This window comes from Neobacillus sp. SAB-20_R2A (assembly GCF_049568635.1).
GTDB classification, from domain to species: domain Bacteria; phylum Bacillota; class Bacilli; order Bacillales; family Cytobacillaceae; genus Neobacillus; species Neobacillus citreus.
On sequence record NZ_CP145895.1, the window covers coordinates 395,640 to 420,311 of the forward strand.

Sequence of the window (24,672 nt, forward strand, 5' to 3'; positions counted from 1 at the left end):
TGGAATTTTAATATTCTTCTAGACATATTTATGTAATATCAAACGTTTGATGATTTTAAAAACGGAATTCCGACTTGGCGCATTGGAATGTGTAGAATAGCGTTTCCCACAACTTTTAAAGGGAGGACTAACATGAATACCATTCTGATCATTGTAAACATTGCTGTCCTGTTGTTGCTCATGTTCGGGTTGTTCCAAATGCAAAGGAAGTATGTCTCGTTTTCGAAGCGTGTTTTTACGGCGCTTGGCTTAGGTATTATTTTTGGAATTATTCTTCATGCCATCTACGGTACGACATCTGAAGTGCTGGCCCGTTCCATTGAATGGTTTAATATTGCCGGAAACGGTTATGTCAAACTACTGCAAATGTTAGTAATGCCGTTGATCTTTGTCTCGATTGTCGGGGCATTTACGAAACTGAAATTATCCAAAAACATTGGCAAAATCAGTGTCCTTGTCATTGGTATCCTGCTGGGGACGACGGCGATTGCGGCAGCCGTTGGAATTGGTTCTGCCCTAGGATTTAATTTAGACGGCGCTCAGTTGACCCAGGGCGATGCAGAGAAGGCCCGTATTGCACAGTTGGAGGAACGGGTTCCGACCGTGGAAAATATGACATTGCCGCAGCAAATCGTTGATTTCATCCCAAGTAACCCGTTTCAAGACCTTACAGGTGCCCGAGCAACCTCAACAATCGCGGTGGTCATCTTTGCCGCCTTTATCGGGATTGCTTATCTCGGGGTAAAACGAAAAGAACCGGATCATGCGGAATTCTTTGCAAAAATCATTGATACCGTTTATTCAATCGTTATGAGAGTGGTCACCCTGGTGCTCCGGCTGACACCATATGGGATTCTTGCGATTATCACGAGGGTGGCTGCAACAAGCGATTACGACGCGATTGTGAAATTGGGGACGTTTGTGATCGCCTCCTATGTAGCGCTCATCATTATGTTTATTGTGCATCTATTGCTTTTAATGGCGGCGAAATTAAGCCCATATAACTATGTGAAAAAAGCATTGCCAACGTTAACCTTTGCGTTCACTTCACGAACGAGTGCGGGAACGCTGCCGATGACGATTAAAACCCAGTCGAAGGATTTGGGTGTATCTGAAGGGATTGCAAACTTTGCCGGCTCCTTCGGACTGACCATTGGGCAAAATGGCTGTGCCGGGATTTATCCAGCAATGCTGGCGGTCATGGTTGCACCGGCTGCCGGGGTCGATCCGACGAGTCTAAGCTTTATTCTGACCCTTATTCTTGTCGTCGCAATTAGTTCTTTCGGTGTTGCCGGTGTTGGCGGCGGTGCGACCTTCGCAGCCCTCATCGTGCTATCCGTGATGAACCTGCCAATTGCCATCGTCGGCCTGCTCATCTCCGTTGAGCCGCTCATTGATATGGGCCGTACCGCACTAAACGTCAGCGGCGCCATGACAGCTGGCGTCCTCACTAGCAAAGCAACAGGCGAATTCGATACAGACACCTACAAACAGCCGGATATCGTTGAAGCATAAGCACAGGTGTCAGGCAACGCTCGTGGATATTTGTCCGCCTAGGGTGGACACCTAATATAAAAAGCCGAGCCCCAAATGTTACGGTTGGGTTCGGCTTCTTTTTATTCCTTATTAAACTCTCTAATCTATGCTTGCAGCGCCAGTTGGATCATAAGTTCGATAGCGGTTGGGATAGCTTCTTCGTCAATATCGAATTTCGGGTGGTGGTGCGGATACTGGCTTTTTTCACTTTGCATCCCGACGTTGATGAAGGCCCCGACCTTATCTTTTAGGTAATAGGAGAAATCCTCGGCTCCTAATACAGGATCTATTGGCAAGAAGGCATCTGCTCCGAAGGTATTTTCAATGACACTGCGGGCAAATTCACATGCCTCCGGGTGATTGTACAACGGAGGGGTTCCCTCGATAAATTGATAATGTCCTTTAGCCCCAAAGCTTGCGCAGATGGACTCTGTCAGCTGGGCCGTTTTCTCGTGCATGAGCTCGGCTGCCTCAAAGGTCAGCGCCCTGATTGTCCCCTTCAACGTTACTTCGTGAGGAATGACATTGTAGGAATTTCCTGCCTGCATCCCACCAAATGAAATAACGCCTGCATGTAATGGATGTAAATTCCTGCTGACAACGGATTGGAAAGCCTGAATCAAGTGACTGGCAATATAAATTGGGTCGACCGTATCATGCGGATAGCCTGCATGTCCGCCTTTACCTTCAATTTTTATATCAAAATCATTACAGGAAGCCATCGCATAGCCGGTGGCAAAGCCAACCTTTCCCATAGGCATGCGTGATATCAGATGGATTCCATAAATCGCGTCAATCCCGTCCAGCACTCCTTCTTTCACAAGCTTCTGGGCGCCGCTTGGCGAGGCCTCCTCTGAGCTTTGAAAAATCAAGCGGATATTATTTTTCACCAAATCAGGGTGATTGCTCATCCATTTTGCCGCCGCTAGCAAAACCGCCGTATGGCCGTCATGGCCGCAGCCGTGCATGACGCCTGGAACCTTGGAAATATAAGGCTTGTCCCCTTCCTCTTGGAGCGGCAGGGCATCCATGTCGGCCCTTAAGGCAATCGTCTTGTTGCCTTCCGTTCCTTTAAAAAAGGCCACTACGCTTGGGCCTGAAAATCTGTCATCCAAAGGGATGCCGAATTCCGCCAATTTTTCTTTTACATAGGCGGAGGTATTGTATTCCTGCCCGGACAGCTCCGGATTCATATGAAAATGTCGGCGCTGCTCGATGGCCCAAGCCTTTAACTCTGAATCTACATTTTTTGTCTGTAACATGATGTAACTCCTTCGATTCTGTGTGTATTTTTATGCAACCAATTTTAAGGTATATTCACTAATATTACAAGAATCAAATGCTGGATGGAAAAAAATGCTGTCATGCAGCGGCTAATCTAGGTAGTTCCAAAGGTCCTAATCCGGAAAAGAAATCCACTAGACTATTAACCTAATTAAGAGATATATTTATTGTAAGATTTTTGAAAAAGGAGAGCCGGATGAAAAACAATAAAGTGCTTTTTAATACAGGGGAAATGGACCGCACAGAATTACCTTACTATTACGATTATGGAAAAATAATTTCCACGATTCAATATCGTCTTCATGAGGAAGTGGGCGTGGACTTCAACATGTATTCCGATGAAGACACCTCCAATGAGATTTGGGAGATTCTCGAGGAAGATTTGAAGGTGGAATCACCCGAGGTACGGCTTCTAAGCTATGTTTATAAGGAGGGTGAGACCCGGACAATTTCCTCCAACCATACGGATAAAGCTTTGGAGTTTATCATCAAGCCGCGGATTGCGAATGGTCTTTACTACTATCCAGCCTATCGGGTTGCCTTATCCAGGGTGCTAACCTTTCAAAGTGATGGCGAGCTCCACCGCGACCTTATTTTTGCCGAAAATGACGCATGTTTGGTTTCTTTCCTGCAATATGTTCTAAAAAGAAAGCGGGATTATATTAAAAACTACGTGACCGTTTATACGGATACCGAAGATGGTGTGGAGACAGACATCGAAAGCATTAATAGTTTGGTAAGAAGAGAAGACGTTTTCCTTGAAGAACCCTTGAAAAAGGAAATCTTCCGGTCGATTGACGAATTCTTCTCAGATAGCGGTGGGTTTTTCAAGACGTATGATATCCCTTACAAGCGAGGGATTCTGTTATACGGCAGTCCCGGCAACGGCAAAACAACATTAGTAAAATCAATTGCCAGCAGCATCAATGCTCCGGTGGCTTATTGGCAGATTACCGAATATACCTCGAGCTATACGATTAAAGAAGTGTTTAGTTCGGTTTTGAAGCTGGCGCCAATGGTGCTGGTGATTGAGGATATTGACTCAATGCCAGCGGGGGTCCGCTCGGTATTCTTGAATACGCTCGATGGAGCTACCTCTAAAGAGGGTGTTTTCTTAATCGGCACGACGAATTATCCGGAAAAAATTGACCCGGCCCTAATGAACCGCTCCGGCCGGTTTGACCGCGCCTATGAAATTAAACTGCCGACAAAAGAGCTTCGCTATCAGTATTTAATGGCGAAAAAGCTTGACCGAATCTTATCAGAGGAGGAAATAAGGGAGGTCGTCGAGACATCGAAGGACTTTTCCTATGCACAGTTGAACGAACTGTACACCTCCATTGCACTTCAATGGCATTATGAACAGCAGGTCGACATCGCGCGACTTTGTGCCGATTTAAAATCCATCCAGCAAAAACAGAAAAAACAATTGTGGGATGACAACGATTCGAATGCTTCGATGGGATTCATCGGATTTCACGAAGAGTAATTTATATGAACGGATAGCCCTAGTCGGTTATCCTTTTTTATTTTTGAAACTGTCTAGTGAAATATTGTTTAGCTGGACTATAATTAAAATAACTGAATATTCCTGTAATGTTTAAGGGGCATTTTTAACACAAAAGCATTTCTTCTCCAAGAGATTTTTAAAAAATGTTATCAATCTATAAGGGGAGTGTTTAAATGCAAAAACAAAAGCTGTTGATTAATGGAGAAAGACTTAAAGAAGAATTGGAACGTTTTGCCCAGTTCGGCCGAACGGAAAACAATGGTGTCACTCGTCTTTCTTTATCGGATGAGGACCGTGCGGCAAGAGGTTATTTCCGCAAATGCTGTGAGGATCTGGGGATGGCTGTGAAGGTCGACGACATGGGCTGTATGTACGCGACACTGGCCGGAACGGAAAATAAGCCGCCCATCCTGATTGGCTCCCATCTTGATTCGGTCAAAAAAGGCGGCCGGTTTGACGGTGTTTTGGGTGTCGTAACGGGACTGGAGGTCGTGCGAACAATCGTCGATCATAAAATCCAACCCAAGTACCCGATTACAATCGTAAACTTCACAAACGAAGAGGGAGCAAGATTTGAGCCTTCGCTGATGGCTTCAGGTGTGCTCGCCGGAAAATTTGACAAAGCTGCCATGCTGCAAAAGAAAGATTCAGAGGGTATAACCTTTGAGGAAGCCCTTAAGGCAATTGGATACGAAGGCAGTGAAGAAAATCGTCTCAAAGAAGCAACAGCCTTTTTGGAACTGCACATTGAGCAGGGTCCTATCCTTGAAAAAGAAGGCCTTACAATTGGTGTCGTCGAATGCGTAGTGGGCATGGCCTGCTTTGAAATAGAGGTAACCGGCGAATCGGACCATGCCGGAACAACTCCGATGAGCATGCGCAAGGATGCCCTATTTGCCACCAACAACCTAATTAATGAAACCCGTAAACGTCTAAGTGCATTGGACTCCGATCTTGTTTTCACCATCGGCAGGGTCAACGTATATCCAAGCATCCATACCGTCATTCCTAACAAAGTGGTCTTTACGCTAGAAGCACGCCATAAGGACATGGACATCGTCAACAGCTTTAAGGATTTTGTTCAAGGGCTGCCGCACCAAGGCCTCAACGAAGGCTGTGAGGTAAAGGTAACAAAACTTTGGGAGCGCGACACGGTCTGGTTTGCGCCTGAACTGTGCGCTTCTTTGGAACAATCCGCCCAGTCACTAGGGTATACCCATAAACGAATGGTTAGCGGTGCGGGGCATGATGCCCAATTCATGGCAAGCTATGTCCCAACAGCCATGCTATTTGTTCCAAGTATTAATGGAAAAAGCCATTGCGAGGAAGAACTGACTACCTGGGAAGACTGTGAAAAAGGGGTCAATGTCGTTCTGGATACGGTTCTGAAGCTGTTAAATAAGTAAAATAGCAATGAAGAACAGTAACGGGTTCCTTTAACTATCGCAAACATTAAAAATGTAATGCAAAATGACCTTCAAATTGTATGGCAATTTGGAGGTCTATTTTTGTTGATAGGAATGGATTTCGATCATTATTTTGGGGTAATTTGTAGTGCCTTTTTGATAGCTTGTGTACCGAAGGAAAATACAACACATTTTTACAGAAAAATCTTGGTTGGCTCTGTTATAACTGAATGTTGATTTCACTGGGTAAGTAAAATAAACGGAGAAATTCCGGCTAAATTGGGAAATACCGATATTTCCTTAAAAATAGGGGGAGTTTTTCCGCTTATATCATCCAAATCACTAGATTTTGTCTTATTTAGAGCAGTTAACCGGAATTTCTTCGCTTAATCCGCTTCTCAAGCTTCCCCAACATACATTAGCAGGAAATTCTCCGCCTATAATTTCTTATGCCTACACAAAAATCGATTAATCTTTCTGCCCTACAATTTATAGTGCAAAAAGGATTACATTTTGGTTTGCATTTTCCTGTGCAAATTGACGTTTTGCAATAGGAAACGGAATCAGTTAGAAGAACAGACTCTTCCTTTAGCGGGGGAGTCATATTTTTTTTGAAAAAATTTATAGCATGTCCATTCTTTCACCAAGTTTTCACCAAACTCTTATACACTTCAATCATCAAGGACGAAAGGAGGCAAGAGATGATGAATACGAAAGTGAAAAAAGGAGTTTTCTGGGTTGTGATCATTGCTGCAATGGTGTTTGTAGTAAATGTCCTCCATTATCTGTTTGGAGGTGCAAGTGCCATGGCCCGCGGTCCACATGGCCCAGGAATGGGACAAGGAGGGCCAGGCGGCCGCGGAGGCATGGCCGGAATGAATCCTCAAGGCGGTTTCGGACATGGGCATTTCATGAACGGCCCTCATCACGGTGGCGGCTTCCACTGGCTTGGCACCCTATTATTCATTGCAATCGCAGTAGCGGCCGTATACTTCTTAGTGAAGTGGCTAAGAAAACGGGCTAAGGCTTCTTCGATGCAGCAGTTTATAGATACATCTTTAATGAGTTCACATAAACCTTTAATCAACCAAAATGCAAACCTTTTAGACCAATGGGAAAAAAATCTTACTATCAAAAAGGAGAATCAGTAAAATGGGTATTTTTAAAAGAATGAAAACAATCGCGAAGGCAGATATCAATGGTTTGTTAGACAGCCTTGAGGATCCAATTGCCATGTTAAACGAATATTCAAGAGAAATGGAAGAAGAATTGGTTAAAGCCCAAAAAGCTCTGTCCCGGCAAATTTTTGCGGAAAATAAACTTGCGGCTCTCATTCTCGACACGAAGGCATTAGTTGAAAAAAGAACCCGCCAAGCGAAGCTTGCGATCGAGCAAGGCGAGGAAACGATGGCGAAATTGGCCGTGCAGGAAAAACTAGCCCAAGAAAAGCAGCTAAACCTGTATGAGCAGCAATATGAAGCCATGAAAGGCCAGACTGAAGTTCTGAAAGGGAAAATCCAGGAGCTGCAAGAGTTTTATCACGACCTTCAGCAAAAGAAGATTGTGCTGGCATCCCGTGCAAATGTAGCTCTGTCAATGAAACAAATTCAAAAAGCAACGGTATCCTTCCAAACCGACACGATTGCAAGGGGAATTGCTCGCGCTGAAGATAAAATTCTATTAATGGAAGCAGAAGTACAAGCCTGCAGCCAATTCGCCCCGCCGGTCACTCAGTTCAATAGCTTTGTTAACGAGGATGAACTGAATAAAGAAATCGAAAAACTTAAAACGGAAAAAGAACTGCTTGTATAGTACAGGCAGGAAAGAAGCACCTTCGGCTTTAGACAGTCCGGGTGCTTCTTTTTTATGTCGCAATGCAAAAAAGCCCTTACTCGATTTTAAGTAAAAGTTAAGGTTCCGATAGTAGATTCAAGCTGTAGAAATTTGCGTCCTATCAAACTCGAAAGGGGCTCTTATTACTAATGAGAATTTTATTAGCTGAAGATGATTTTAATCTAGGAGAACTAGTTGTCTATATGTTAGAAAAAAAGGCCAGCGTCAAAGTCGAGTGGGTCCAGGAAGGGGAGGATGCGTTATATTATGCTACCGCCACCCACTATGATGTGTTAATACTGGATTGGATGATGCCGAACGGCGACGGAGTCGAGGTTTGCCGCCGTCTTCGCAAACAAGGCTATCCGGGCGCCATTTTGATGTTAACGGCAAAAGATTCCGTTCAGGACCGGATTGAAGGCCTGGATTCCGGCGCCGATGATTATTTGGTGAAGCCATTTGAAATTGATGAGCTTTTAGCCAGGCTGCGGGCCCTATCTCGTCGCAACTATGCGCCAATACTGGAAGAGGAAACCCGGATTCAAGATTTGGTCCTGAACCGAAACAGTCATACCGTCCGCACACAGGACGGGGAAATCCAGCTCAGCCCCCGCGAATTTCAGCTTTTGGATCTGCTCGTGCAAAACAAGGGACAGGTCCTGCCACGCGAGGTCATTTTGGAACGGATTTGGGGTTTTGATGCGGATGTCGCGCCAAAAACGATTGATGCCACCGTGAAGTTAATCCGTAAGAAGCTTGATCCGATTGGAAAACAGGAGCTGCTGCAAAGCGTAAGAGGGGTAGGTTATAAGCTTGTACACTAATATCCTTTCATTTTTCCGCCTTTTTACCAACCGAAACGAGAAGAATGTCTTTAAGAAAACACAAGGGAAATTGGCACGGATATATAGCGGGCTGTTAGTTCTATTTCTTGCCATCTTTATTGTCATCGTGTTTTCCGTTCTTTATCTCGTCATTTTAAAAACGCAGGAACGAGATCTGCAAACATTGGTGAAGCAGGAAGCTGCGTATATAGAGAATTATTTATGGGAAAATGGAAAAAACAGTCTCCAGGGAATTCAGAATCAAGAAATCGTATTTGCCGGTGCCGGACAATCCTTTTATTATGTAGTTGACTCAAAAGGAGATATCATCATGGGAAATGAAACGGATTACCGGCTTCACCCTGACCTGCTTCGAATGGTGAGCGGTAAGTTTCAAAAGATGGCCGAGATCCGTCATGTAAAACTGCATGTGGAAGGTAATCCCCGGGGAAGGGGAAAGCCGGGGGAATTCCGCCCTTCTCAGGAGCCCCAGGATGTCCGTCTTCTCACTGCCAGCCAGCCTATTTATGTGAAAGGCCAGCTTGTGGGCCAGCTTTATATAGGAAAAGACATTTCATTTGCCTATCAGATGTTCTACTTGCTGCTGATTGTGTTTGTTGTCTTAGGGTTTGTTTTTATCGGGGTAGCCCTCTTAATCAGTGCAAATATGTCAAAAAAAGCCATGGTGCCTATCAGCAGAGCCTTTACAAGGCAGCAGGAGTTTACCGCGGATGCCTCCCACGAGCTGCGGACTCCTTTAAGCGTCCTGCTGTCTTCAATTGATGCCATGGAAATGACCATCGAACCACAGAGGGAGGCTTTTCTAGACAGGGTCCTCGCGAACATGCGGCAGGAAGTCAAGCGGATGAATCATTTGGTCAGTGACCTGCTAACATTGGCCCGATTGGACTCGAATACGATTGAATTACGGGCAGAGCAATTTGATTTCCGGCTGCTTGCTGATAAAGCCATCGAATCTGTTGGAGCCCTTGCCGCTTCCAAACAGATCATTTTTACGCTGAGTGCGCCGGAAACCTTGAATAGCATTGGCGACCCGCACAGACTATCACAGCTTTTATATATATTATTGGACAACGCCATTAAATACACCCCAAACGGCGGGGAAGTCCATCTCCGTCTTGAAAAGGACGGGCAGGAGCTGCGAATGGTCGTCGAGGACACAGGGATAGGAATCATAAAGGAAGATATCCCCCATATTTTTGAGCGCTTTTACCGGGCTGATAAATCGAGGACTCGGAAAACAGAAGGGCATGGCTTGGGGCTCTCGATTGCCAAATGGATTGTGGAAACCCACAGCGGGACCATAAAAGTCGACAGTGAACTGGGAAAAGGAAGCCGCTTTATCATCCAGATTCCTCAAGGCATCAAATTGGCTGGCTAATGCATTTGGAGATTATTCATTTATTGGAAAATTCCACCTAAAGGTAACTATTCCAATGAAAGACAGTCTGGTTTATGATATGAATATACTAGTTTTTAGGTGGGAGTCCGTTGGTTCTATTAGATTACATTGTTAATCTGTCACTTTTTTCTGTCCTTGTATGTATCCCTTTGGTGCTTCAATCGTTTAATATCATGAAACAGGTGAAGCATAGAACTATACTATATGGTCTTTATGCGGGAATTGTAGCGGCTATTCTTGTTGCAATTTCAATCCATCAGAATGGCTACGTTTACGATATCCGCTATGCTGCTGTTATTATCAGTTTTGCTTATCTGGGGCCGATCGGCGGATTGGTTACGGCCGTTTTTTCATTAACCGCAAGACTGATGGCTGGAGGGCAGTGGGTTACACCTGTCATTGGCTGGCTTATCATTATGGCAGGTTTTTGCATCAGCCATTTGTTTATAGCCCGCTTTTCTGCAGTGAAAAAAAGCGCTATATTATTTGTCATTTATGCTGTTATTTATGTCATAGATGTACCAATCCTATTTCATATTTTTCGAGATAAGCCCTTGTTTCATCTTCAATATGTTCTGTTCGTGATGCTGGGGGTCATTTCGGGTGTGATCCTGATTGAATCCTATCTGAAGCTTTATCGATTAAATAATAGATTGGCAGAAACGTATAAGATGATCGAAGAAAGCGAAGCAAAGTATCGGCTGATTGCCGAAAATACATCGGACCTAATCAAAGTAATGTGGAAGGATCACTCGATTACTTATTTTTCCCCGTCACATGAGCTAGTCCTGGGATATCAGCTTTCAGAATTGGAAGGGAAAGAACTCTGCCATTTCATTCATCCTGATGATGTTGGATTTTTTAGAAAAAACGTCCAAAGGCTGTTTGAAAAAGAAGAAGCACAGTCAATGGAGGTCCGTTTCCTTCACAAGGACGGCCGCTGGATTGAGTTTGAATCCCGCTGTATGCCTGTTAGAGGAAAAAATAATTTAATCGAGCACCTTGTCATTGTCAGCAGGGATATTTCAGAACGGAAAAAGGCCGAAGAGATTCTCTTGCAATCCGAGAAGCTTTCAATTGTTGGAGAGCTGGCTGCAGGGGTAGCCCACGAAATACGGAATCCCCTTACGACCATTAAGGGCTTTGTTCAGCTTTATAAGGCTGGTAACAATAATCTTGAATATAGTGATTTGCTGCTGGGTGAACTTGAACGGATTGAAACGATTACAAGCGAGATGCTTTCGTTAGGTAAACCGCAGGCGGTCAAACTCAGCCAGGCAGATTTACGGGAATTGATTGAAAATACGATTGAATTTCTATCTCCTCAGGCCCTTATGAACGGTATTCAAATGAACACTTTGTTCGAGGAAGCACCGTTCCCGATTATTTGTGAGAAAAACCAATTGAAGCAGGTATTCCTGAACATTTTAAAAAACGCCATGGAGGCAATGCCCCAGGGCGGTAATATCGAGATTTATCTCCGTAAAGGGGATGACGACGAATGTATTGTCCAAATCAGGGACCATGGCTGCGGGATCCCGGAAGAGCTTTTGCCGCGGTTAGGTGAACCGTTTTATAGTTTAAAAGAAAAAGGAACCGGACTTGGTGTCATGATTTGCCACAAGATCATCAAGCAGCATAAAGGAAGTATTTCGTACTCAAGCAAACAAAACGAAGGAACAGTAGTGGTAATTAAACTGCCGCTGGCAGAATAAAAGATTGGTATAAGGGACTGTCTATTCAGGAAGTCTCTTTTTTGTGGGAAAAACTAATTAAACGTTTGATTAAAACTTGGGAAAGAGAGAAAAAAACTAACCAAACGTTTGATTGAAACGCCGGAATACTTGATACATAAGGCTTTGCGAAACTAATCAAACGTTTAATTGAGTTTTATCAAGAACATGGCGGATAAGGTGATAAACCGTTAAAATAGTAGAAGGGAAATTTTTCAAAAAGGCTGTGATGATTCGTGTGTTTAATTCTTTTTGCGTATAAAGTCCACCCTAAGCATCAGTTGATTGTGGCTGCCAATCGAGATGAGTTTTATAAAAGACCGACTGCCCCTGCCCATTTTTGGAAAGATGAGCCGGATATCCTTGCCGGAAGGGACCTGGAGAAAATGGGAACTTGGATGGGCGTTACCCGGGGAGGGCGGTTTGCCGCATTGACCAACTATCGTAATCCAAAAGAGGTTGCCGAGGGAAAACGGTCACGGGGGGAACTGGTGGCCGATGCCTTGAATTATAATGGGACCATTGAAAGCTACATGCAAAAGCTGTCGGAAACAAAGGAGCAGTATCCCGGCTACAACTTGCTGGCTGGAGATACCGAGGGGCTTTATTATTATTCTAACATTGGACAAGAGCTTCAAAAGCTTGAGCCGGGCATTTATGGGGTCAGTAACCATCTTCTTAATACCGAGTGGCCGAAGGTGATAACAGGGAAGGAAGGCCTGTCAAACATCGTAACCGAAGACTCAAAGGACCTCGAAGAGCAGCTTATGACTCTCCTCAATAATGCAGATCCTGCTCCGGATGAACGACTGCCGAATACGGGCGTGTCATTAGAGATGGAAAGAATGCTTTCACCTATGTTTATCAAAAGTGGGAATTACGGGACAAGAAGTTCGACGGTTATGCTTATGTACAATAATGGAATCAAATATATAGAACGAGTTTTTTCAATTGAAGGTACCAATGATCAAATATATATCATCTCCTATTAATACAGCGGATCAAGCATCTGCTGTATTTTTTTTTGGTTATAAATATTTTGGAATAATTTTATAAAACTACTAAAATAACAATTAATTTGCAGGTAATTGGGTAAATGCTTTGAAAACGGTTACTTGAAAAATGGAAAAATTATAAATTGACTGAAAAATAAAATTATATTATTATTCTATTAATAACAATAATTTAGCAACGCGAAATATTAATATTCCATCTTAGAGAAAGTGAAGTGATTTTATGTCACAAATGCTAGCCTTAGTCATAGTAGTATTCATTTTATTAGTAGGAGACCTTGTTGCAGTACGGACGAAGGCGTGGATCCCATCGATATTTGTCAGTGCTGTGTTATTCCTGATCGGTTATTGGACCTTTTTTCCAAAAGATATCGTAGCCATTTCCGGTGTACCGCCCGTTGTGGCCACGATGATGATGTATTTACTCATCACCAATATGGGCACATTGCTATCCCTTCGTGAATTGAAGAATCAGTGGAAAACGATTGTTATCGCCCTATCAGGAATCCTAGGCATTATTGCTGTGTTGATGACCGTTGGCAGCCTTATTTTTGGTTTTCAGACAGTCGTTGTTGCGATTCCGCCATTAGTGGGCGGGGTGGTTTCTGCATTGATCATGTCAGAGGGAGCAAAGGAAGCAGGCCTTGCAACACTATCCGTTTTTGCCATTGTTATCTATGTTATTCAGGGGTTTGCAGGTTATCCAATCACCTCAATCGTGTTAAAGAAAGAGGGAAAAAGGCTTTTGAAGCAGTACCGCAGCGGGGAAATTGCCGCAGTTAAGGAACAGGAAAATGCTGCTGCAGAGGTAGCCGCTTCCGCAATTGCAAAACCAGAGCTTAAGCTGTTTAAAAATTTACCTGATAAATACAACACCGATTTCTTTAAGTTCTTTAGACTTGCGCTAGTTGCTTACCTTGCTTATCTTGTTTCAACGCTAGCCGCGCCGGTTGTTTCCATCAGCCCGTTTGTTCTTTGTTTATTGTTTGGGGTCATCGCCTCAAGTGTAGGATTTTTGGAAAAGCAAGTTCTGCAAAAAGCCAATGGTTTTGGTCTAGCCATTATGGCGTTGATGTTGTTTGTTTTTGACGGCCTAAAGCAAGCGACACCAAGCATGATGTTGGAAATTTTATTCCCATTGGTGGGAACTATCATTTTAGCGGTCATCGGTATGTATATCTTTTCATTTATCGCCGGCAAGATTTTGAAGGTGAGCAAAAATATGGCGTTTGCCGTTTCTCTGACTGCTTTATACGGATTTCCGGCTGACTATATCATTACCAATGAGGTAATCAAATCGTTAACGGATGACGAGAAAGAAAGAGAAATGCTGACAAACCAAATGCTGCCGCCAATGCTAGTGGGTGGTTTCATCACAGTGACAATTGTATCGGTTGTTTTAGCGGGTATCTTTGTTGGTTTCTTGAAGTAATTGGAGGGGAAAACATTGAGCGATTTACAGCAGAGAATCGAAAAACATATAGAAGTCTTGAGCCAATTCACTGCCACACCGGGAAAAGGGACGACCCGGCTGACTTATAGCAAAGAGGACTTGCAGGCTCGGAATTATATTAAAGAAATCATGAAGGAATATGGACTAGAGGTTCGTGAAGATGGTCTAGGCAATATTTTTGGTAAACTCGAAGGGACGTTAAAGGATGCACCTAGTGTCTTGGTCGGTTCCCACTTTGATTCCGTACCGAACGGCGGGTCCTATGACGGTCCTGCCGGAGTAGTGGCAGGACTTGAGGTGGCCGGTCTTTTTTCGAAAAATAATCTGACACCCAAATACCCATTGGAAGTGATCGCCCTGATAGAAGAAGAGGGTTCTAGATTTGGCGGCGGTCTGATGGGGTCGAGAGGGATAACTGGCTTGCTGACAGAGGAAGAATTTTCCAAGATTACCGACAAAGACGGGAAGACCACTGTAGAAGCGATGACGGAAATTGGCCTTGACCCGACTCTGCCGAAAAAAAGGGATCCAAAAACGCTGAAGGTCTTTTTGGAACTGCATATCGAACAGGGGCCAATCCTTGAAGAAAAGGGCATTCCGATTGGCATGGTCGAAGCCATTGTCGGATTAACCCAATTGGAAGTAACGGTTGAAGGTCGTGCAGGGCATGCGGGAACCACCCCAATGGACCGAAGGGCAGACGCCTTAGTAGCTGCTGCACAAATGATTGCTAAATTCCCGGAATTCGCTTGCGAGGAAGGGGATGGAACAGTCATAACCACCGGCCGTCTTAACGTTTGGCCGAACGGGGCGAATGTGATTCCTGATAAGGTTGTTTTTACCGTCGATATCCGTTCCGGAAAAGAAGAACGCGTCCTTGATGCGGTCGAGAAAGTAACGGAATGGGTAAAGTCCTATAATGGCCATGGAATTAAGACGACAGTACAGCAGCAATTATACATGCCGCCGAAAGTGATGAATCAAGAGATTGTCTCTCTTTTAAAACAGAAATGTAGCGAACGGAACCTTTCCTATTGCTCAATCAACAGCGGTGCGGGCCATGATGCAATGGTCCTTTCTGATGTGACCGACGTGGCGATGCTGTTTATTCCTAGTAAGGACGGGCTTAGCCATTGTCCGGAAGAGTGGTCGAGTGTTAAGGATATCGCAAATGCCGTTGAGATTCTATACGAAGCAGCAAAAACGTTAACGGAGGCAGAATAGATATGATTCATGCAAAAATTAAAGAAGCGATTCAAAAATATAACGAAGAATTAATAGAATTACGCAGAAAGTTTCACCGTGAACCGGAATTGTCCTGGGAGGAATATAAGACAACCGCCTTTATTTGTGAGTATCTTGAGAATCTTGGGATCCCGTACCGGAAGACAGAGCCAACGGGAGTCATTGCTACGATTAAAGGCGGGAAGCCTGGTAAAACCGTGGGGCTGCGGGGGGATATGGATGCCTTGACAGTGGAGGAATTAAATAAGGAACTTCCGTATGCGTCCCAAGAAGATGGCAAAATGCATGCTTGCGGCCATGATGCTCATACTGCGATGCTATTGATTGCCGCCAAGGCTCTGAATGATATAAAAGAAGAACTGCCCGGAAATGTCCGTTTGATTTATCAGCCGGCCGAGGAAGTGGCGACAGGTGCGAAAGGAATGGTGAAGCAAGGGGCGATGGATGGGGTCGATAATGTTTTCGGCATCCATATCTGGTCACAGATGCCAACAGGAAAGGTTTCCTGCAATCCTGGTCCATCCTTTGCGTCCGCAGACCTATTTACCGTCACTTTTAAAGGCAGAGGCGGTCATGGAGCAATTCCACAAGCTTGTATTGATGCAGCGGTTGTGGCTTCCTCCTTTGTGATGAATGTGCAATCTGTGGTCTCACGTACCGTCGATCCGCAGCAACCAGCCGTTCTAACGGTTGGAAAAATGGTCGTCGGGACGCGGTTTAACGTAATTGCTGAAAATGCGTACATTGAGGGAACGGTCCGCTGTTTTGATCCGGCAGTAAGAGACCATATTGAAACCCAGCTGAAGCAATATGCGGAACAAGTGGCTGCCATTTACGGGGCAACGGCAAAGGTCGACTATGTTCACGGCACCCAAGCAGTCAACAACGATGAGTACAGTGCAAAGCTTGTTCAAAAGACAGCTTCCGAAGCGTTTGGCGAGGAGGCCATCTACTTCGAAAAGCCAACCATGGGCGGTGAAGACTTTAGTGAATACATGATGGAGGCCCCTGGCAGCTTTGCTCTTGTAGGCTGCGGCAACCCTGAAAAAGACACACAATGGGCCCACCACCATGGCAAATTCAACATCGACGAAGACGCCCTTGCAACCGGCGCCGAACTTTACGCACAATATGCATGGGCATATTTGAACGAAAAGAAAGCATAGGAAATGGAATAAAATGAGGAAAGGTGTCAGGCACCCTTCATGGACAAAATGGGATTTTGTCCACGGAGGGTGCCTGACACCTTTTTTATTTAGGCTCTGTTATTATTCATTGTTGATATCCGTTTAGTTATGTAATTCATAGGCGGAGAATTTCCGGCTAATGTATAAAGAAGAAGCTTAAGAAGCAGATATAAGCGAAGATATTCCGATTAACTGCTCTAAATAAGACAAAACCCAAAGATTTGGATAATATAAGCGGAAAAACTTCCTTTATTTTTAAGGTAATATGGGTATTTCCCAATTTAAACGGAACTTTACCGTTTATTTTTCAAACACAGTGAAATCAACGTTCGGTATAATAACAGAGCCTTTAATTAAAAAACTAATCAAACGTATGATTGGATATTTTAGGTTGAAAGGAAAAATTAATCAAACGTTTGATTGAATTTTATTAAGAACATGGCGGATAAGGAGATAAACCGTTAAAATAGGAGAATGGAAATTTTCAAAAAGGCTGTGATAAAAATCCCGCGACTTAGTATGATTCGTGAATAAAACGTTTAGTAAACTTATTTACTTTGCTAGCTCATTTGGATAAAATAAAAATGGAGCGAAGAAGAGGGGGTGGAAGAGAATGGCAACCATTAGGGATATTGCCAAAAAATCAGGATATTCAATCACAACCGTTTCAAGAGTTCTTAATAATGATAACAATTTATCAGTAAGTGATGATACACGGGAGAAAATAAAAGCGATTGCGGAAGAGATGGGCTATAAGAAAAAACAAGGGATAACTCAATTGAATAATGTTGCTTTTTTATATTGGATATCTAATGAGGAAGAGCTTGAGGATGTTTATTTTAAGGGAATTCGTACAGAGTTAGAAAAGCAGGCAGAACAAAGGAAAATAGAATTAATACGATACCATCAAAAAGATGGTATTGAGAAAATTGATAAAAATTCATCGGCTTTTATCGCGATCGGAAAATTAACGGATCGAGAAATAAAGTATTTGGAAGAAATTACACCCCATGGTGTGTTTTTAAATACAAGCAGGGATCCGCAGAATTTGGATTCGGTGCTCCCAGATTTAAAACTGATGACAGAATATATGATTCAATTTTTTGAAGAATGCGGCTATGAACGGATTGGTTTTATTGGAGCAATGGACTATGACGTTGAAACGAAAGAACCAATTCCACAATTAAGGGAAATCACCTTTCGGAACTATCAAAGGGAAAGAAATAAATTAAGAGAAGAAGATATATTAATTGTTCCTTCTAGTACAGTAAAAAATGGCTATCAGATTGCATTGCAAGCAATTGAGAAGATGGGGGATGACCTTCCGGAGGCATTTGTTGTTGCGACAGATCCACTTGCAATCGGAGCCTTGCAGGCGTTTAATGAAAAGCAGATTCCGATTCCTCAAAGGGTCGCCTTTTTCAGTATAAATAATATCAGTGTCACCAAATATGTGTCGCCTCCGTTAACGACATTCCATATTGATATTCCTACGATGTGTGAAACCGGATTAGATCTTATAACCGAGAGACTCTTTAAGAATCGAACCACAGCAAAAACGGTATACATACAAGGTACACCGATTTTCCGCAAAAGTACTCCAGCTAAATAAACCAAAAAAGACGAGCAAACCAGCTCGTTTTTTTTTTGTGTGTTTTAAAAGAGATTAACAATAGCCAAACTTGGAAGGTAAAAAACTAAACATAGACGATCAATTGAAATATACAAATTTACTAAAATATTGATAAAAATAGCGTTTACATTTTAACTAAAACATGTTACTATTTTTTAGTAAACAAAACACTAAAACAGGGGTGATTATTTTATGAAAATAAAGCTAAAATTATTTTCATCAGTTGCAGCATTATCTCTGCTCCTTGCAGCATGCGGTTCCGGCTCCGGTTCCAGCGGGGAGAATGGAGCTTCGAAAGACGGAGCCATCACGATTTGGGCAAACAATATTAATGTGCCGGTCCTTGAAAAGGCGGCAGAAATCTATCAGAAAGATCATCCTGATTTTAAAGTAAATGTGATTGAAACTGGCGGAAAAGACATTATTCAAAAAACCACAACTGGTTTGCAAGCTGGGGGCAAAGGCCTGCCAGATGGCTTACTACAATCAGATGATGACCTTAATGGTAAATTAGAAGCTTTTCCGAACGCATTTGAAGACTTAAGTAAATTAGGATATGACAAGTATAAAAAGGATTTCCCAGAGTTTAAAATTAACGCAGTATCAAAAGATGGAAAAATATATGGGATGCCATTTGATGCTGGTCCGGCAGGTGTCTTTTACCGAACCGATTTATACAAAAAAGCGGGGGTAAATCCGGAAGAAATTAAAACATGGAATGATTTCATCGCAGCAGGTGAAAAAGTTAAGAAAGCAACTGGTAAAGCAATGTTAGCCTTTGACCAAGCAGATTCAAATGTCTATACGATTTTGTTAAATCAACAAGCCGAAGGATATTTTGATAAAGACAATAAATTAACGGTTGGCAGTGATGCATCCATTAAAGCCATGAAAGTGATGAAGGCGTTAAACGACAAAGGGATATTGTTAGGTGTAACAGGCTGGGATTCATGGGTTACAAGCATTGCCAATTCTGATACTGCATCCGTAGTTGCCGGCGGATGGTTAACAGGAACCATTGAACAGCAAGCACCAGATACAAAGGGAAAATGGGGAGTAATGCCGTTGCCTGCATTCGAAGAAGGCGGCTCACGTTCATCACTTCAGGGAGGAAGTTCATTTGTCATCCCGTCTACAGGTAAAAATGTAAAAGAAACGTATGAATTCTTAAAATGGTTTACAACTAGCTTCGAAGCTCAGGAAATTGCCATGAAAGGCGGGCTTTTCCCTTCGTATAACCCAGTGTTTGAATCGAAGCTATTTGATGAAGAAGTAGAGTTCTTTGGAAATCAAAAAATATGGCGTTTCTTTGCTGGTGAAATGGATAAAATCCCTAGCATTACGTATACAAAAAATGACCCGATTGTTCGAGATGAAATTGTCAAAGCTTTAGGGGAAGTTATAAATGGGGCTAATCCAGAAGATATAATTAAAAATACCAAGAAGAATATTGAAAACAGATTGAAGTAAAAGTGCAGATGCGCCCGTTTTTTCAAGCGGGTGCTGAAGCTATTCATTAACCAAAGTTCCAATTTTAAACTTTAGCGAGGTAATGTGCTGAAGCGTTTATTACCATTTAAGGGGTTGAACAGCATGATTAATCGAATAAATAAAGCAAAAATAACGCCGTATCTATTTTTAGCCCCAGCTGTCATATTTTTCATTCTTTTTACGATATATCCGATTATTTCCTCTTTCATTTTAAGTTTTCAAAAATTAGAAGGCGGCTCCTATGTTTTTGCAGGTTTAGATAACTATATCCGATTATTGCACGATTCGACATTTTATCGGGCGTTATTTAACACCTTTATTATTTTCATAATCCAAGTACCAGTTATGCTAATACTAGCTCTCATATTAGCAGCATTTTTAAATAGTAAACTGTTAAAGTTTAAAGGACTTTATCGTACAGCATTCTTTATGCCGTCGGTTACATCGTTAGTAGCCTATTCCATCTTGTTCTCTATCATTTTGATGGATAAAGGAATTGTCAATCAGCTTTTAACATTGATAGGGATTGACCCCATTCCGTGGTTAAAAGATTCTTTTTGGGCGAGGGTTTCAATTATTCTTGCAATGACATGGAGATGGACAGGCTATAATATGGTCATTTATCTTGCAGCAATGCAAAACATCCCGGAAGAAACCTATGAGGCGGCATCTATTGATGGGGCTGGGAAAATCAGACAGTTCTTTTCGATTACAATTCCACAATTAAAACCGATTATCGTGTTTACGTCTGTGATCTCAACTATTTCCACCTTACAGTTATTCGATGAACCGTTTAACCTGACAAAAGGTGGTCCAGGGGATGCTACGATGACACTTGGGTTAATGATTTATTCTAATGGATTTAAGTACTATGACTTTAGCTATGCATCTGCAATAGCCTATGTAGTGGTGATTTTAGTAGCTATTCTTTCAATCATTCAAATGAAAACGACAGGGGATGGAAAATAATGCAGGAAAAGACAGCTTCCACTCGGATTAAAAAAGTGATTCTTCCTCTCCTATTGCTCATTGGTATTGTGATGTCAATCTTCCCCTTTTATTGGATGCTTGTTGGATCCACCAATCACACAAGTAAAATATTTTCCAATCCGCCGACGATGGTTGTGGGAGATCAATTTTTAACGAATTTAAATAATCTAAATGCATCGATTGGGATTTGGCGGGTGCTGTTTAACTCCCTTTTTGTGTCCATTTCCTATGTGATTTTGGCGCTGATTGTTTCGACCATGGCGGCATATGCATTATCAAAGTTTCACTTTAAAGGAAATAAATTTATCTTTATGGCGTTTTTGTTATCGATGATGATTCCTCATCAGGCACTGTTGATACCGCAATTTCGGATGATGTCGGATTTTAATATGCTGAATACGTATTTGGCGCTTATCCTGCCGTCTGTTTGTACGCCGTTTGCGATCTTTTTAATGAGGCAAAACTTTATGGCGTTTCCAACCGAATTAATGGAGGCAGCTAGAATGGATGGCGCTGGTGAGTTGAGAATTTTCTTCCGGATTGTATTGCCTTCTATGAAACCAGCGCTTGCGGCGACGTCCATTTTTTTATTCCTGCAGCAATGGAATAACTTCTTATGGCCGTTAGTTGTCACGACATCCAAGGAGATGTATACGTTCCCAGTCGCGTTATCAAGTCTTAGAGGAAGTTCGATTATTGACTATGGGCAAATTAATGTCGGAATCCTGATTGCGACTATTCCAATTATTATTTTCTTCTTAGTCCTTCAAAAGCACTTTATCCAAGGTATGTTAGGAAGTGCGGTGAAATAAGCAGCACTTAAATAAGAAGATGCAGGAGGTTCAGAATGAGACAAACAAAAGATTATGAATTACTTTCTGTACTTCATAGAAATCGAATAAAAGATCGCTCTTATTTTATGTCCTATAAGAATATGGAGGATGCAATCAGCTATGAGCGCGGCCGCGCTTATGGATTTTTATTGTTGAATGGAATGTGGAAATTTCATTATGCTGAAACACCTGAACTAGCCCCGAATCAATTTTATAAAAATGAATATGATGTAAGTGCTTGGGCAGATTTGCAGGTGCCTTCTAACTGGCAGATGCAAGGATACGGCAGACCGCATTATACCAATGTACAGTATCCATTTCCTGTAGACCCGCCATATGTTCCAACAGAAAATCCAACAGGCTCCTATCGAAGAGATTTCTATTTATCAAAAGAAATGCTGGAGGGGCGTCTGTTCTTGCGTTTTGAGGGAGTGGATAGTGCATTCCATCTTTGGATCAATGGCCAAGAGGTTGGTTACAGCAAGGGGAGCCGCCTTCCTTCAGAATTTGATGTGACGCCGTTTGTTAAAGAGGGAAAAAATACTATTGCGGTACAGGTCTACCAATGGTCGGATGGAAGCTACCTTGAGGACCAAGATATGTGGTGGCTAAGCGGTATTTTCCGCGATGTCTATTTGGTAGCAAAGCCCAAAGTGTATACGCATGATTTCTTTGTAAAGACAATTCTTGATGAAGACTATACAGATGCTGAATTACGGATTGAGTCATGGATTCATTCCTATAGGGACGGGATAAATCGTCATGAGTTTATGGTACAACTTCTTGACAGTGAATATCGAAAAGTAACTGAGAAAACGCAGGAGGTTGTACTGAATGGGATAGGTGAATCAAGCTTAAATATCACCATTCCGATTTCTTCCCCTAACAAATGGACGGCCGAAACACCGTATTTATACCATTTGCTGATAACCTTAAAGGGTGAAAATGGTGAGGCCATCGAAGTTATTCCGGCAAAAATCGGTTTTAGGCAGGTGGAGCTGAGGGATGGCTTGATTCAAGTGAATGGTGTGCCGATTCTATTTAAAGGTGTGAACCGACATGATCATCATCCAGACTTAGGCCGGGCTGTTCCAATAGATTGGATTGAAAAAGATATTAAGTTGATGAAGCAGCATAATATTAATGCTGTTCGGACAGCCCATTATCCAAATGATCCGCGTTTTTACGATTTATGTGACGAATATGGGCTTTATGTCATAGATGAGACAGATTTGGAAACTCATGGTTTTGATAGAATTGGCAATATTCATCAGTTAAGCCAAGATCCGGAGTGGAAGGAAGCCTATGTTGATCGGATGAAGAGGATGGTGGAGCGCGATAAAAACCATCCATCGATTATTATCTGGTCCTTAGGGAATGAATCTGGATTTGGGGAAAATCATATACAAATGGCGAAGTGGACAAAACAAAAGGATCCTACCAGACTCATACATTACGAAGGCGAAACGCGTTTTATCATGACGGAATCAGATCATAATCCAACACGACTGCACGAAGCTGCTGATATGTTTTCAACTATGTACACCCCTCATGAAATAATGAAACGACTGGGTAGACGTACAGATTTAAAACAGCCGCATATTCTATGTGAATATGCTCACGCAATGGGGAATGGACCCGGGGGGATAAAAGAATATTTTGATCTCTTTTATCAATATGATAGATTACAAGGTGGATTTGTTTGGGAATGGCTGGATCATGGCATCCGTCAATTTGCTAAAAATGGTGAAGAGTATTTTGCGTATGGCGGCGATTTCGGTGAGACCCCTCATGATTCCAATTTTGTTATTGATGGGCTTGTTATGCCTGATAGAACACCTTCTCCGGCCCTGCTTGAATATAAAAAGGTTATTGAGCCGGTTCGCGTGGAGGCAGTTGCCCTCGAGAACGGTGTAGTTCGTATTCATAATCTGTATGACTTTATTCATTTAAATCATCTTAGTTTATCATGGACGGTAGAGTCTGACGGTAAGATTCTTGATAATGGAACAATGAAAATGCCTGAAATTTTACCCCGTGATTCACAAGAAGTATCAATTCCTTTTGTATTGCCTAGTGTGAAACGTCAAAATACAGATTATTGGTTAAATATTTCATTTATTCAAGCAGAAGATCTAAAATGGGCAAAGGCGGGCCATGAAGTTGCCTGGGCACAATTCGAACTGCCTTCGGCTGTCAAGAGTAATAAAGATATTGCTTATCCACGATGCCTCAGTCCGCTATTAATAGAAGAATCCGGACATCAGTTAATAGTAGCGGGGGAATCCTTCTCTCTTGCCTTTGACCGTGTATTTGGTGTCCTAAATTCTTGGAAGGTTTATGGGATGGAACTATTAGAAAGCGGTCCAACTGTGAACATTTGGCGGGCGCCGACTGATAATGACAGGCTGGGATTAGAAGAATTCAGCGTTAAAAAAGAAGAGTCAGAATGGCGAAAGTATGGACTGCACCAAATGAAAAACCGCATTGAATCGTTTGACTATAAATTGTCTCAGGCTAAGGATGTAGTCACCATTACTGTAAAATCAAGACTTGCACCACCTGTTCTTGCTTGGGGATTTAATACGGTCATTACCTATCAAATCACGAATAATGGTGTGGTATCAGTCGATGTGAGCGGTAAAAAATTTGGTGTGTCATCAGCCACATTACCGAAAATAGGCTTACAAATGAAATTAAAACGTCCATTTGACCAGGTGGATTGGTATGGACGGGGGCCAGGTGAATCGTATGCCGATAGTAAACAAGCGGCACGGTTTGGTATCTGGTCTTCGACGGTTGCTGGTTTATTTACTCCTTATGTGGTCCCACAGGAAAATGGAAACCGTCATGAGGTAAGATGGGTGTCCTTGACAAATCTTTCAGGGACCGGTTTGTTAGCGGCAGGGAAGCCGAGCTTTGACTTTAGCGCACATTTTTACACTACAGAAGGTTTAGAACGGGCAAAGCATACCTATGATTTGGTTAAAGAAGACTTCATTACATTTAATGTTGATTATAAACAGCAGGGACTTGGATCCGCAAGCTGTGGACCAGGAGTGCTAGAACAATATCGCCTGTTAAACAAAGATTTCCACTTTGCAGTAAGTTTCAAAGCATTTTCAAAAAATGAAATATCGCCAGTTGAATTAAGTAAATTGGTGTGACAAATAGGCTAGTAATCTGCCAAATTGCAATATTAATTAAAGTGACCCTTCCCTCCAGGAAGGGTTTTTATTTTTTTAGTTAAATTTTTACTAAAATATTGATTGTTTTTA

At 42.5% G+C, this 24,672-nt stretch carries 18 protein-coding genes; 17 read left to right on the plus strand and 1 reads right to left on the minus strand.

What is annotated here, in order from left to right:
* Positions 1–132 precede the first annotated feature (132 nt).
* Complete coding sequence (locus V5M37_RS02050) at positions 133–1,515, plus strand: L-cystine transporter (protein WP_423800527.1); 1,383 nt, start codon at positions 133–135, stop codon at positions 1,513–1,515.
* Between the two features lie 125 nt (positions 1,516–1,640).
* On the opposite strand, the gene V5M37_RS02055 is transcribed toward V5M37_RS02050, so the two are convergent.
* A complete protein-coding gene (locus V5M37_RS02055; RefSeq protein WP_423800528.1) occupies positions 1,641–2,798 on the minus strand; it encodes a M20 metallopeptidase family protein in 1,158 nt (385 codons plus the stop codon).
* Between the two features lie 218 nt (positions 2,799–3,016).
* Between V5M37_RS02055 and V5M37_RS02060 the strand changes: the two genes are divergently transcribed.
* From V5M37_RS02060 to ebgA, 16 genes are all read left to right on the plus strand, one after another.
* Positions 3,017–4,309, plus strand: coding sequence for an ATP-binding protein (locus tag V5M37_RS02060; protein WP_423800529.1), 1,293 nt, complete (start codon positions 3,017–3,019; stop codon positions 4,307–4,309).
* A 194-nt stretch (positions 4,310–4,503) separates the two neighbouring features.
* On the plus strand, positions 4,504–5,736 hold the full coding sequence (locus V5M37_RS02065; protein WP_423800530.1) for a Zn-dependent hydrolase: 1,233 nt from the start codon (positions 4,504–4,506) through the stop codon (positions 5,734–5,736).
* A gap of 704 nt (positions 5,737–6,440) precedes the next feature.
* Positions 6,441–6,887 carry a hypothetical protein gene (locus V5M37_RS02070; RefSeq protein ID WP_423800531.1) on the plus strand — a complete coding sequence of 149 codons (447 nt, stop codon included), beginning with the start codon at positions 6,441–6,443 and terminating at the stop codon, positions 6,885–6,887.
* Position 6,888: 1 nt separating this feature from the next.
* On the plus strand, positions 6,889–7,548 hold the full coding sequence (locus V5M37_RS02075; RefSeq protein WP_423800532.1) for a PspA/IM30 family protein: 660 nt from the start codon (positions 6,889–6,891) through the stop codon (positions 7,546–7,548).
* 170 nt (positions 7,549–7,718) lie between these two features.
* Entirely contained in the window at positions 7,719–8,393 is a 675-nt protein-coding gene (locus V5M37_RS02080) for a response regulator transcription factor (protein ID WP_423800533.1), read from the plus strand.
* Complete coding sequence (locus V5M37_RS02085; RefSeq protein WP_423800534.1) at positions 8,383–9,795, plus strand: sensor histidine kinase; 1,413 nt, start codon at positions 8,383–8,385, stop codon at positions 9,793–9,795. The genes V5M37_RS02080 and V5M37_RS02085 overlap by 11 nt, the downstream gene beginning before the upstream one ends.
* 110 nt (positions 9,796–9,905) lie before the next feature.
* Positions 9,906–11,531 (plus strand): ATP-binding protein, encoded by a 1,626-nt coding sequence (locus tag V5M37_RS02090; RefSeq protein ID WP_423800535.1) that lies wholly within the window; start codon positions 9,906–9,908, stop codon positions 11,529–11,531.
* 254 nt (positions 11,532–11,785) lie between these two features.
* A complete protein-coding gene (locus V5M37_RS02095; RefSeq protein WP_423800536.1) occupies positions 11,786–12,541 on the plus strand; it encodes an NRDE family protein in 756 nt (251 codons plus the stop codon).
* Positions 12,542–12,785: 244 nt separating this feature from the next.
* Positions 12,786–13,994 carry a hypothetical protein gene (locus V5M37_RS02100; RefSeq protein ID WP_423800537.1) on the plus strand — a complete coding sequence of 403 codons (1,209 nt, stop codon included), beginning with the start codon at positions 12,786–12,788 and terminating at the stop codon, positions 13,992–13,994.
* A 15-nt stretch (positions 13,995–14,009) separates the two neighbouring features.
* On the plus strand, positions 14,010–15,239 hold the full coding sequence (locus V5M37_RS02105) for a Zn-dependent hydrolase (protein WP_423800538.1): 1,230 nt from the start codon (positions 14,010–14,012) through the stop codon (positions 15,237–15,239).
* Between the two features lie 2 nt (positions 15,240–15,241).
* Positions 15,242–16,426, plus strand: coding sequence for an amidohydrolase (locus V5M37_RS02110; RefSeq protein WP_423800539.1), 1,185 nt, complete (start codon positions 15,242–15,244; stop codon positions 16,424–16,426).
* Between the two features lie 634 nt (positions 16,427–17,060).
* Positions 17,061–18,059, plus strand: coding sequence for a LacI family DNA-binding transcriptional regulator (locus tag V5M37_RS02115; RefSeq protein ID WP_423800540.1), 999 nt, complete (start codon positions 17,061–17,063; stop codon positions 18,057–18,059).
* Between the two features lie 213 nt (positions 18,060–18,272).
* A complete protein-coding gene (locus tag V5M37_RS02120) occupies positions 18,273–19,550 on the plus strand; it encodes an ABC transporter substrate-binding protein (RefSeq protein WP_423800541.1) in 1,278 nt (425 codons plus the stop codon).
* A 123-nt stretch (positions 19,551–19,673) separates the two neighbouring features.
* Positions 19,674–20,540 (plus strand): carbohydrate ABC transporter permease, encoded by an 867-nt coding sequence (locus V5M37_RS02125; RefSeq protein ID WP_423800542.1) that lies wholly within the window; start codon positions 19,674–19,676, stop codon positions 20,538–20,540.
* Positions 20,540–21,373, plus strand: a complete 834-nt coding sequence (locus tag V5M37_RS02130) for a carbohydrate ABC transporter permease (protein ID WP_423800543.1) — start codon at positions 20,540–20,542, stop codon at positions 21,371–21,373. The genes V5M37_RS02125 and V5M37_RS02130 overlap by 1 nt, the downstream gene beginning before the upstream one ends.
* Positions 21,374–21,408: 35 nt before the next feature.
* Complete coding sequence (gene ebgA, locus V5M37_RS02135; RefSeq protein WP_423800544.1) at positions 21,409–24,561, plus strand: beta-galactosidase subunit alpha; 3,153 nt, start codon at positions 21,409–21,411, stop codon at positions 24,559–24,561.
* Positions 24,562–24,672: the final 111 nt, after the last annotated feature.